Genomic DNA, 10,471 nt, shown 5'->3' with positions numbered 1-10,471 from the left:
AAAAGCACTTCTATCCAGAATGGCATAGAAGTGCTTTTTTATATGGATGCTTTTAACCTTTTACTGCTCCGCCTGATAGTCCTTTGACTACTCTTTCTTGTGCTAGAATGAAAAGAAGTAATACTGGTAAACTTGCTAACGTCAGCGCTGCCATCAAACCTGGCACATTAATTGAAAACTCACCATAGAAGTTCTGAAGTCCTAGTGGCAAAGTCATATTTTTAGGTGATTGAATTAAAATTAAGGCAAAGATGAATTCCGTCCATAAAAAGACAAAGTTATAAATAACAATTGTTGAAATAGCAGGTACAACATTCGGAAAGATAACTTTCGAAAAAATCTTCCAATGGTTTGCTCCATCAATTTGCGCTGCTTCCTCGAGCTCTTTTGGAATCTCCTGCATAAATTGAGTGAGGATAAAGATCGAAATTGGCAAGCTAAACGCAACGTAAGGTCCTAGTAACGCAAAAAGCGTATCATAAATTCCAGCGTTGTTTGTCATAATGAAAATTGGGATTAACGTCGCATGAATCGGGAGCATCATTCCAGCAACAAACAGCAAGAATAACGGTTTATTCAATCGAAACTTCAGCCTACTCAACGGATAACTCGCTAGTGATGCAATCATTACGACTAACACAACAGCTGATACGGTTATGATAATACTGTTGATGAAGTAGCTAGTGAGGCCCATATGAAACACAGACATATAATGTTCCATTGTAAAGCTTTCTGGAAAAATAGAAAAAGGATTACTGAAAAATTCAGACATGCTTTTAAATGACGTTCCAATCATAAACATGAACGGATAAATGGCAAATATCAGAAAGGTAGCCGCTAACACATAAATGAGAATACGTTTTGTAAGCTCCAAAGGTCTCATATCATAATCCCCCGCTTCTTACGTTGATACTCAATGAATTGAATGATTAAAACAGCGATAAAGGCCAGAATAAACATCATGCTGCAATCGTACTTGCATAGCCCATGTTGAAGTTGATAAAGCCCTGTTTAAACATGTATGTACCTAGAATTTCAGTTGAGTTTCCAGGTCCTCCACCTGTCATGATGTAGAAGATATCAAACTGCTTCAATGATCCAACCACGGCTAAGATGGATGAAGTGACAATCGTCGGGATTAAAGAAGGGAACGTAATATAAAAGAACTGTTGAGTTCCATTAGCTCCATCAATTCTAGCTGCTTCATATAACTCATCTGGAATCCCAACCATCGCCGCTTTAAATAAAATCATATAAAAGGGAGCAAACTGCCAGACAATAACTAGTAAAACCGCAATCATCGCTGTATTTTTATCCGCTAACCATGGTATCGGGTTTTGACCAAATAATTTCACAACCTGATTAACAGGTCCATTCATCGGGTCAAACATAAAAATCCATAATAAACCAATTGCGACCGTTGACATTAAGTATGGTAAAAAATACAACACATTTAAGAGTTTAACTCCTTTAATCGGACTAAAAAGCACTAACGCCATCATTAACCCTAGAGGAATCTGAACGAAAACTGATACTAGAATGATAAATGAGTTGTTTTTTAATGCCTGCCAAAAAGTTTGGTCTGCAAACAATGTTGTATAGTTTGAAAGACCAACAAACGTTCTTTGTGATTGTCCTCCGCTAAAGTTAAAAAAGCTATAGTTAAACGTTGCGAGAATAGGATACAGAATGAACACTGAATAAACAAGCAAACCTGGCAGAACAAACAAAAGAATCGTACGTGCTTGTTTTTGCTTTTGCTTTTTTCGTACAACGTTAGGATTCGTTTCCACACCAACCTCAGGATTCATTGCATTCCCCTCCGAATCTATTATCCATATTAAAAAGGGTCTGATCCTAGCGTAAAAACATATGCTAGGGACTGACCAGACCCTTTTTTGTTAGTCCTCTTCTATTTTACTATCAGTCTAATATCTCTTTTGCTTTTTCTTCCATTGCCTTCGCAGCATCTTCAGGGGTCATTGTTAACCCAAACAATTCTTGAACCGTATCTTTATGAAGCTCACCTAGTACTGGCGGTAACGTTTGATCATAAGGGAACACAATCGAGCTTGCTTCTTCAATCATTTGTTGAGCTTCCCTTACAAATGGATCTTGTGATTCTACACCTACAATCGCAACCGGTGCACCACTACGATCAACATAAGCTTGAGCTGTTTCAGCACTCGTTAATTCCTTAATTAACTCAACTGCATACTTAGAGTGTTCCGATTTTGTCGCAGACCAAACTGGAGCTGCACCCGCATTTAACATCTTCGGATCCCCTTTTCCACCTGTAACACCAGGGAATGTGAATACACCCATTCTTTCTTCGAACTCTGGGAATTCGTCACGCATGTTGTTTAGAAATCCTGTTGTCATTAGCATCATCGCTGCTTGACCAGAATAAATTAACTGTCTTCCTTGACCAGCATCATACGGAACACCGTTGAAGCCAGGGTTAAATGCGCCTCTTTCTACTAATTCTTGGATGTACTCACCAGCTTGAACATAAGCCTCATGATCAAACCCGCCCCCTGTACGGTGATAAGCAGATTCAAACACTTCTGATCCACCAATACGGTCTGCTAAATACATAAGGTAGAATGCTCCAGGCCATTTCGTTTGATTTGCTAAAGCTATTGGTATTACATTGTTTGCTTTTAATACATCTATTGCGTTTAACAAATCATCATATGTTTCAGGGACTTCTAAACCATTATCAGCAAAAATCTCTTTGTTATAGTAAAAAAAGAATGGAGATAACCCTAGTGGCAACCCAAAGACTTTATCATCATACGTTGAATTTGCTAATGCAACATCATAATATTGATCAAAATCTATATCTTCATTCGTTAAATCTAGCACTTGATCAGATTCAACAAACTCTTTTAACCAGCCACCGCCCCAGCTATGAAAAACATCAGGAGGATTTCCACCCGACATCGAAACGACCATGCGCTGTTTATAATCATCATTAGGAATTTGAAGGGCATTTACTTTTACATTTGGATTTTTTTCTTCGAAACGTGCAACCGCCTCCATATAGATCTCTTGTTTGACACCTGGATCAATAAACCAAAAATCTAGTTCCACATCGCCGGCAACCGTTTCTTCATTTCCTCCCACTTCTTCCGTATCTTTGTTATCTTCATTATTTTGATCTGATGCTGCCTCTTCACTTCCAGATCCGCAAGCTGTTAAGAAAATGGCTAATAAGAGAGAAACAATTAATAGTAATAAATTTCTTTTCATTACATTCACCCCTTCATTTTTCTATTGGTACTCGTGAAACTCCCCCTGCAAGTAAGCGATTTCAAAATTATTGTTTTCTATCTCAAAATTAGCATCACCTCCTTAAATGTACATGTGTACATTTTAGCTTTGATTTACTATTTACAAAGTTTTTTGTTAAGCGAGAAACCTTATATTTGCACATATGACTTAGTCTATATGTACTTGTTTCATAATTTTATTTACTAGTATATCTAAATATTCCTCGTGTGTAAGTGCTAGGCTTTATAATATATATTTTATCTCAACTCAATAATTAATAGATTTATTATGAAGTTGATGTAAATAGTTCTACTATCTTTTTAAGAATTCCTTTTAATTCCGAAAATATATTTTAATTTTAAAAAAACTCTAACAAATAAACAGGTAGCTTATCTCTTTGTTTATTTATTAGACTTTCTAAGATCTATAAATAGTCTCGCTACTAAAGTTTTACCTTTATCTTTCTACATTTGTGAATTTTTACATTAGTTTGATTTTTTAGCCAAGAGGCTATATCATGTATGTAAGGGTTTTCAAATATATGGTCTGAAGGAGGAATTTTATGAAGACAACGAAAAATAGGTGGCTTATCGCTTTATCTGCGATAGCTATTCATATCTCTATCGGTGCTGCTTATGCATACAGTGTATATACGTATCCAATCAGTAACCAAATGGGTTGGTCACCCACAGAAGTGACAATTGCATTTACAATTATGATGGCGCTTGCTGGTTCTTCTGCAGCCTTGTTTGGGAAATTTGTAGAGAGAAACGGCCCCCGTAAATCAGCGTTGGTAGCTGCCGTATTGTTCGGAATTGGTCAAGCGGGTTCAGGTTTGGCAATTGCTATTGACTCTCTTCCATTATTTTTACTAACTTACGGAGTTGCTAGTGGACTTGGATTAGGGATTGGTTATATATCACCTGTTTCGACACTCGTCAAATGGTTCCCTGATCGTAGAGGATTAGCTACTGGAATGGCAGTGCTCGGCTTTGGCTCAGGAGCACTTGTAACAGCACCTATTGCAGCTAACTTACTAGGTACGATCGGTATTACTAACACATTCTATTTACTGGGAGTTTGTTACTTTATTTTAATGGTTATTGGGGCATCTTACATAGCTCCTCCGACAGTAGCTGGATGCCTGAATCAATGAAAAAAGACATTGCCTCTGGTAAAAAGATCATTAAAAAAGATTTACAGCAATTAACTTCTAAAGAAGCAGTTAAAACAAAACGGTTTTGGATGCTTTGGACGATGATGCTTATCAACACAACTGCTGGTATTATGATGATATCCGTTGCTTCACCCATGGCCCAAGAAGTGGTTGGATTATCAGCTGCTGCTGCTGCAACGATGGTAGGAGTTATGGGGATTTTTAATGGTGGTGGTCGACTGGGTTGGGCTGCGGCTTCTGACTACATAGGCCGTTCTAATATTTTCATTATCTTTTTCTCGATCCAAATTGTTGCTTTTTTAACTCTTCCATTTATAACGAGTGTCTTAATTTTTCAATTTCTCATTTTACTTGTTGTTAGTTGTTATGGCGGTGGTTTTTCAAACCTTCCAGCATTCATTGGAGACCTATTTGGGACTAAACAACTTGGTGCAATTCACGGTTATCTTTTAACTACTTGGTCGCTTGGTGGTGTTTTTGGTCCAATGATCGTGTCTCAAATTAGAGAAAGAACCGACAGCTACATTCCTGTCTTTTATGTTTTCTCTGCTCTCATTCTACTTGCTTTCGTCGTTTCAATAATGATGAAACTTGATATTAGAAAAAGCGAAAAACAATTAGAACAAAAACAAAAGCATGCTGTGTCATGATGAGTTAGTTTACACTTCTTAATTAGACTGACCAGTTGGTTTGTTTTAGAAACGATATTTTTTTGTATTAAATAGAGTTTCAATTTTCAAAGCCTTTTATGAGTGATCTCATAAAGGCTTTAAACTGCTTAATAAACACATCACTGTCCATAATTAATTCGCTCTTCCATAGGAATATGAACAGGAACATCAAACCACCAAAGAAGAAGCACAGATACTATGGCATACAAGATGTAAGTTAATAACGGCCTTGTTGTATGAAGCCTTAACAGTGGAAACATCACAAATAAAACAGCAATAGACCAACCGAGAGTCCAACCGTGCTGATATTCAATATGCCCAGTCAATGTAAACACATATTCCCATACTCCATAAATAAATATCCACTGTAAATTATGTAATATTTGTTTAATGCGCTTTTTAGGATAATTTCCTAAATAGAGAATAGCAGTTGCAGGAAAGACAACAAATGTATAAACAAGTTCAGTAATAGTATGATTCGAAAGAAAGTCTGCATCCATTCGCCATAATAAGTAATTCGCCGTTAAGAAATTGTAGAGGATGTTGCCAAGAGCGAAAAAAAGTAACGTGGCATGATATTCCTTCCATTTTCTCCAGTTACCCCAACCCAAAACAGCAATAATACTTATTATGGCAGTAAGAATATGCATTATGGTACACCCTTTTCAAACAATAAGTTAAAAACACATCTATTTATATTCTTTGGAACTACCATATTTCTATTCATCGGTGATCCCAAATCATTAAAATGAAAAAGACAGGCGAAGTCCTGTCTTTTCATCCTTACTATCCTTTTATACCTTCTAACCAGTCTTTGTAGCAATCTGAACACAGAGCTTTATCAACTTGTTCATTTTGCTGTATAAACAATCCATGGTGAAATTTGCCTTCAACCGTATCTTCGCAATAAAAACATTGCTCATCCATTTTATTATTTCCCCCTATTGATAAAGCTTGTTTATATAATTTGCAATCGGAGGAAATTTAAAAGCGGTTTTTTTTGTGAAATTTGTTAATCCTCTTGATTTAATTCATACTGGACACTGTTAGCGACTAGCTTGTAAATAATCTCTTCAAGCATTGCTTTTACATCTTCTTTAACAGGTTGTTGCTGATACATAGCTTCTAGCTTCTCAAAATTTTCAACCTTCGCTCTTATTAATTGATTAAATTCCATTTGAGTAAAAGCACCTTGCTTTAATTTCAATAGGAATTCTCTTTCGGTTTCGTTATATTGAATGGCCTTTTTAAAGTCTGTGAACTCATTGTCTGCATATCTTTCAATAAAATCAAGAATTCTAAAAGTATGCATAGCCGACTTAGTATCATAGCCAAATTTTTCAACCAATAATTTCGTTTCTTGATTCCCAGTTTCGATGTACTTTGATTTACTCAGAAACATCCCTTTACATGCTTTGTACAAATAAGGTAAGTTCATCGAAGCAATTTCTTTTTTCAGTGCCAGTATCTGATCAACTGACTCTTTAATCCATTCTGATTCACTGTGAACAATCTCAATCGAAAAGAGAACTTCAACAAAATTTACGTTCGATTTCCAGAATAATTGATTCAATTTACGTATATCATGAATTTCCTCATCGTTTTTACCTACTACACTTCTTGTATATACTTTGCCATTGTATAGGTCTTGAAAAAAAGGTAGGACAAATATTTTATAGTCCTTATCAGATTCCGGTGTTGATAAATGGTAATTACCAGAGCCAACTAAAGCTTTGAAAACCAACTTTCTATTCATTAAATTTCCCTTCTTTCAAAATTGGAATGTTCTTATTAAAATTCGGTTAAAGTATTAAGGCAACAACATTTAATTTTGGAGGGTATGTATGATTCCGGAAGATAATATTAAGAAGGTCATTCAAGGCTTAGAGGATGTCATTGGTAATACATTACATGATAAGTCAGATGAAGTTCTTTTAAGAAAAGCAATAATGATTTTAGAGAACCAGATTGGTGCAAATGAAGATTCGCACCCCGTTATTGAATACTATCAACCAGAAGCCTAATCCTTATACGAATAAACGCAAAGGCAGATAACGCATGGATGTAATCCGTGTTTCATCTGCCTCTTATTTATTTAACTAACCCTAATGCTTTCAACCCATTAAAAACACCTGAGTTTGTTACGTCAGTTGTTTGATGATCTGCATATTGAAAAAGCTCTTCTTGAGCATTCCCCATAGCAAAGCCGTTCCCTACAAGTTTAAGCATTTCTTTGTCATTCATTCCATCTCCAAAAGCTATCGCTGATTCTTTATCTATATTAAGTAAATCTAAAACTTTTTGAACCGCAAAGCCTTTGTTCACCTTATCTCGTATAACGTCATACGAATGTTCTTTGAATTCGCTCACATTAATTGGAGATAGATGAATCACACCCTCCTCTTCATATAAGTGAACTTCTTCTTTCGAAATATTCATAATTGAAATTCCAAGAATATCTTGTTTAAAAGTATCTTTATATTCTTCATTATGTCTTAAGTGAAAGTGCTCAACAAAACGTTTTACAATCGGAGCTTCACTGTTCGTCAGTAGATTTTGACCGTTTGTGTACAGTACTCCTTCATGCCCCCTAGATTTCATTGTATTTAAGAAACGGTCAACTACAGTTGCCTCCACAGGCTCATTAAAGACATCTCTTCCTTTATGTATTGCGTAAGCACCATTATAACCTATAAAAGATTCGATTTTTAACTCTTCTCCAATCTCTTGAATTTCATGAAGCGGTCGACCTGTCGCTAAAAACACTTCTAGCCCTTTTTGCTTTATTTGTTTAACTGCTTCCTTTGTTGATTCTTCAATTAAGTCGTCAGGTGTTAAGATTGTGCCGTCAATATCTAAAAATAAAATCTTATATACAGACATATTAGTACTCCTTTTTCGTTTATTTAAAATAAGTATAACATGATTAATTCTCTACATTTTTACATTTGAAAACAAAAGATCACTTCACATAAAAATAATTCCTTAAGCAGAAACTACTCATTGTAACAGGTTAATTTAACGAAGGGGTGAATGCCATGAGTAAACGTTCTAAATCAAAGCGTAATATGATTAAAAGTAAAGACGCCGTTCAGCCTAGCACAGGTGAAGAAAGAATTACGATTTCTAAAATGAGCAGAGAAATGCAAGATAGTAAAGAATAAATATTTTCTCATTATGACAGTGAGAACATCAAAAAGCTGTTTCAAAGGTCAAAATAACTTTTGAGACAGCTTGGTATTTATAGAAAAATTCACTCTCAGCGAAGAGTTTTGGTTCTTATTTCTACTTATAACAAGCTCATTATCTTTAAAAGGTTTTAATATTTATGAAAACGCATTCTAATTATTGAAAATTCGCCATATTCATTATATAATTTAGTAATACTTTTAGGGAGAGTGAAGCGATGAAAGTTAAAGTATTAAAACCAATTTTTGGTGAAGCTGCAAGCCAACTAGTTAACAAGGCAAGTGAATTCCCTGAGACTATTTTAATAAAAAAGGATCACTGGGTAATTGATGCAAAAAGTTTACTAGGCTTATTGGCAGTTTCTTTGCAACCTGATCAAGTTATAGAATTAGAAGTACAAGGAAGCGATGACTCAGCAGTTGTTGAAGCCTTTTTATCTCTTGGCTTGTTTGAAAAAGCTTAATCTCTAACTCATTGAAAAGAGACCAGGGCTTGCTAAATACTTAGCAAGCCCTTTATCTTTTATTCACCCATGATTCATCCTCTTAAATCCCTCCATAATAGAGACCACGTTCGATACAGTAAATACAAGCCGAGATAGCTTCCTGTTATAAGAAACAGTGGCTTTAGGAAAATTCCATGTATGGTCGTCATAAAAACTTCATTTGCTTTTAAAATCGTGTAAATTGCTTCAGCCGTTATATATCCGAAAATGGTAAGCGACAAAATGGAAAACGCTGTAAAAAGAGAGCCAGCTTGATTCCAACGTACTTGCAAAAGCCACATCCCAAGGGGAACGAATATAATTGCTACCAAAATAAATACATTCATATTATCACCATCTTTTTTAATAAACACTTCAACAGTATTGACTATTTTATTAATAAGCATCCCTTAAAAAAGGCACTGTTCTTAACATAAGAACAGTGCTTTTTTTCAAATTAATCATTTGAATATTCAATTTCATAACCATCTAACGTTTCAATCTTAATTTCTACTTCAACTGCATGAGGATTCATCTGAAACTCTTCCAGCAAGAAATCAGCCAATTGCTCGACGTTGTCACTGTCTATACTATAATCAGCTAATATCTCTTGAATAAATGTTTCAGCTCGTTGGTCTTTAAGCTTCATTTTCTCATTCTTTAATTCAATTTCCACTTCAGCTTTTATCTTCTTCTTTTTTTGTTCTTGTTTCACCTTAATTTTAGTTTGATCACTCTCGATTTTAATTTCAAGCTTTTTAAGAGCGTTTATCCCTTCATCACTGTTAGCAAAAGAAGTATATACAGCTTGTTCTTCTCTTAATTCAATTTGATTGTTTAGATCCATTTCATTTGTTTTTAAAATCGGTGAGTTTATGGTCACTTGACTATCACTCTCTTGAATTGGTAGCTGTGTCATCTGATCTACTAAATTTTCTTCTTGGACATTTGCATTTGAAGAAGTGATCGTATCCGCAAATGTCAAAGCCCCAATTGAAATGATCATGGTGAAAATTGCCCCCACTACCATATATCCTAGTTTATTCATAATGCCTCCTGTACCGAACTATCTTACTTATTATATAGAAGAAGTTATTATTGACAATATGGAAGAGGACTTAAGTATTTTGTACTAGAATACAACTAAAGGCTGTCCCAATAGGTTGGTTTTAACCTGGGACAACCTCTAATAATAAACGAAGTCATTATATTTTTAAAATGCCTACAAAGGAGTAATCCTTTGTAGGCAAGTAGTGGTAGCAGTTTTAATTTTTTTATCCTGGTTAAGATAATCAATCAACTAATCTATATAGACTCTCAGCTAGAGAGATAGTTTGTAGAGAAAATCATACTAATCAGGTTAATTAACTATTAAAGTCCGTTGTCTTCCGTATCTGTCTCTTCATCAAGTTCAGACTCAGTTTCAAATTCAGATTCAGACTCAAATTCCGTGTCCGTTTCAGTCTCATCTAGCTCTGTGTCTAAATCAGTTTCAAATTCTTCAGTGCCCTCAGTTTCATCGAACTCCATTTCCACTTCTTGTTCGAAGTCTTGACCTTCACCCATCGTTGGCTCATCTAGTTCACTATCTCCACAAGCGGCTAAGATCCCCACCGTTAGAACTGCTGAAGCTGCTGTTAAAAATAATTTCTTTTTCATATAAAAAACCTCCTA

Annotated in this window: 13 protein-coding genes and 1 pseudogene; 4 read left to right on the top strand and 10 right to left on the bottom strand. The window is 35.2% G+C overall.

The features are described from left to right. Window positions 1–52 precede the first annotated feature (52 nt). From JCM9157_RS08880 to JCM9157_RS08870, 3 genes are all read right to left on the bottom strand, one after another. Complete coding sequence (locus JCM9157_RS08880; protein ID WP_035663979.1) at window positions 53–883, bottom strand: carbohydrate ABC transporter permease; 831 nt, start codon at window positions 881–883, stop codon at window positions 53–55. 76 nt (window positions 884–959) lie between these two features. After that, window positions 960–1,811, bottom strand: a complete 852-nt coding sequence (locus tag JCM9157_RS08875) for a carbohydrate ABC transporter permease (protein ID WP_235714870.1) — start codon at window positions 1,809–1,811, stop codon at window positions 960–962. 112 nt (window positions 1,812–1,923) lie between these two features. Beyond that, window positions 1,924–3,255 carry an extracellular solute-binding protein gene (locus tag JCM9157_RS08870; RefSeq protein WP_035663978.1) on the bottom strand — a complete coding sequence of 444 codons (1,332 nt, stop codon included), beginning with the start codon at window positions 3,253–3,255 and terminating at the stop codon, window positions 1,924–1,926. 583 nt (window positions 3,256–3,838) lie between these two features. Here JCM9157_RS08870 and JCM9157_RS08865 point away from each other — a divergent pair. Next, window positions 3,839–5,103: pseudogene (locus JCM9157_RS08865) on the top strand (L-lactate MFS transporter). A gap of 140 nt (window positions 5,104–5,243) precedes the next feature. On the opposite strand, the gene JCM9157_RS08860 reads toward JCM9157_RS08865, so the two are convergent. The 3 genes from JCM9157_RS08860 to JCM9157_RS23330 form a co-directional block, all read right to left on the bottom strand. Next, on the bottom strand, window positions 5,244–5,774 hold the full coding sequence (locus JCM9157_RS08860) for a CBO0543 family protein (protein WP_052013036.1): 531 nt from the start codon (window positions 5,772–5,774) through the stop codon (window positions 5,244–5,246). Window positions 5,775–5,910: 136 nt separating this feature from the next. Beyond that, window positions 5,911–6,051 carry a hypothetical protein gene (locus JCM9157_RS24895; RefSeq protein WP_162831759.1) on the bottom strand — a complete coding sequence of 47 codons (141 nt, stop codon included), beginning with the start codon at window positions 6,049–6,051 and terminating at the stop codon, window positions 5,911–5,913. An 85-nt stretch (window positions 6,052–6,136) separates the two neighbouring features. Further along, window positions 6,137–6,880, bottom strand: a complete 744-nt coding sequence (locus tag JCM9157_RS23330; protein ID WP_052013035.1) for a DNA polymerase beta superfamily protein — start codon at window positions 6,878–6,880, stop codon at window positions 6,137–6,139. An 88-nt stretch (window positions 6,881–6,968) separates the two neighbouring features. Here JCM9157_RS23330 and JCM9157_RS08850 point away from each other — a divergent pair, with 88 nt between their 5' ends. Continuing rightward, window positions 6,969–7,148, top strand: coding sequence for a hypothetical protein (locus JCM9157_RS08850; RefSeq protein ID WP_035663976.1), 180 nt, complete (start codon window positions 6,969–6,971; stop codon window positions 7,146–7,148). A gap of 67 nt (window positions 7,149–7,215) precedes the next feature. Here the strand turns inward: JCM9157_RS08850 and JCM9157_RS08845 are convergent, their stop codons facing one another. Next, window positions 7,216–8,007, bottom strand: coding sequence for a Cof-type HAD-IIB family hydrolase (locus JCM9157_RS08845; RefSeq protein ID WP_035663974.1), 792 nt, complete (start codon window positions 8,005–8,007; stop codon window positions 7,216–7,218). A 155-nt stretch (window positions 8,008–8,162) separates the two neighbouring features. On the opposite strand from JCM9157_RS08845, the gene JCM9157_RS25725 reads away from it, so the two are divergent. Together JCM9157_RS25725 and JCM9157_RS08840 are read left to right on the top strand one after the other, a co-directional pair. Further along, window positions 8,163–8,288 (top strand): hypothetical protein, encoded by a 126-nt coding sequence (locus tag JCM9157_RS25725; RefSeq protein ID WP_268870935.1) that lies wholly within the window; start codon window positions 8,163–8,165, stop codon window positions 8,286–8,288. A gap of 242 nt (window positions 8,289–8,530) precedes the next feature. Further along, window positions 8,531–8,776 carry an HPr family phosphocarrier protein gene (locus tag JCM9157_RS08840; RefSeq protein WP_035663972.1) on the top strand — a complete coding sequence of 82 codons (246 nt, stop codon included), beginning with the start codon at window positions 8,531–8,533 and terminating at the stop codon, window positions 8,774–8,776. A gap of 74 nt (window positions 8,777–8,850) precedes the next feature. On the opposite strand, the gene JCM9157_RS08835 is transcribed toward JCM9157_RS08840, so the two are convergent. From JCM9157_RS08835 to JCM9157_RS08825, 3 genes are all read right to left on the bottom strand, one after another. Beyond that, window positions 8,851–9,144, bottom strand: a complete 294-nt coding sequence (locus JCM9157_RS08835) for a hypothetical protein (RefSeq protein ID WP_035663970.1) — start codon at window positions 9,142–9,144, stop codon at window positions 8,851–8,853. Window positions 9,145–9,254: 110 nt separating this feature from the next. After that, window positions 9,255–9,845: a hypothetical protein gene (locus tag JCM9157_RS08830; RefSeq protein ID WP_035663968.1), complete on the bottom strand. Its 591-nt coding sequence runs from the start codon at window positions 9,843–9,845 to the stop codon at window positions 9,255–9,257. 323 nt (window positions 9,846–10,168) lie between these two features. Beyond that, window positions 10,169–10,456 (bottom strand): hypothetical protein, encoded by a 288-nt coding sequence (locus tag JCM9157_RS08825; RefSeq protein ID WP_035663966.1) that lies wholly within the window; start codon window positions 10,454–10,456, stop codon window positions 10,169–10,171. Window positions 10,457–10,471 lie beyond the last annotated feature (15 nt).

The sequence above is a fragment of the Halalkalibacter akibai JCM 9157 genome (assembly GCF_000513135.1).
In the GTDB taxonomy this organism is placed as follows: domain Bacteria; phylum Bacillota; class Bacilli; order Bacillales; family Bacillaceae_D; genus Halalkalibacter; species Halalkalibacter akibai.
This window is presented reverse-complemented; position numbering and strand designations above follow the sequence as displayed.

Bases quoted from the DNA above. Each gene is read 5' to 3' on its own strand.
- JCM9157_RS08880 (WP_035663979.1), bottom strand. From the start codon at position 883: ATGAGACCTTTGGAGCTTACAAAACGTATTCTCATTTATGTGTTAGCG.
- JCM9157_RS08840 (WP_035663972.1), top strand. From the start codon at position 8,531: ATGAAAGTTAAAGTATTAAAACCAATTTTTGGTGAAGCTGCAAGCCAA.
- JCM9157_RS08860 (WP_052013036.1), bottom strand. From the start codon at position 5,774: ATGCATATTCTTACTGCCATAATAAGTATTATTGCTGTTTTGGGTTGG.
- JCM9157_RS08830 (WP_035663968.1), bottom strand. From the start codon at position 9,845: ATGAATAAACTAGGATATATGGTAGTGGGGGCAATTTTCACCATGATC.
- JCM9157_RS08870 (WP_035663978.1), bottom strand. From the start codon at position 3,255: ATGAAAAGAAATTTATTACTATTAATTGTTTCTCTCTTATTAGCCATT.
- JCM9157_RS08845 (WP_035663974.1), bottom strand. From the start codon at position 8,007: ATGTCTGTATATAAGATTTTATTTTTAGATATTGACGGCACAATCTTA.
- JCM9157_RS24895 (WP_162831759.1), bottom strand. From the start codon at position 6,051: ATGGATGAGCAATGTTTTTATTGCGAAGATACGGTTGAAGGCAAATTT.
- JCM9157_RS23330 (WP_052013035.1), bottom strand. From the start codon at position 6,880: ATGAATAGAAAGTTGGTTTTCAAAGCTTTAGTTGGCTCTGGTAATTAC.
- JCM9157_RS08875 (WP_235714870.1), bottom strand. From the start codon at position 1,811: ATGAATCCTGAGGTTGGTGTGGAAACGAATCCTAACGTTGTACGAAAA.
- JCM9157_RS08850 (WP_035663976.1), top strand. From the start codon at position 6,969: ATGATTCCGGAAGATAATATTAAGAAGGTCATTCAAGGCTTAGAGGAT.
- JCM9157_RS25725 (WP_268870935.1), top strand. From the start codon at position 8,163: ATGAGTAAACGTTCTAAATCAAAGCGTAATATGATTAAAAGTAAAGAC.
- JCM9157_RS08825 (WP_035663966.1), bottom strand. From the start codon at position 10,456: ATGAAAAAGAAATTATTTTTAACAGCAGCTTCAGCAGTTCTAACGGTG.
- JCM9157_RS08835 (WP_035663970.1), bottom strand. From the start codon at position 9,144: ATGAATGTATTTATTTTGGTAGCAATTATATTCGTTCCCCTTGGGATG.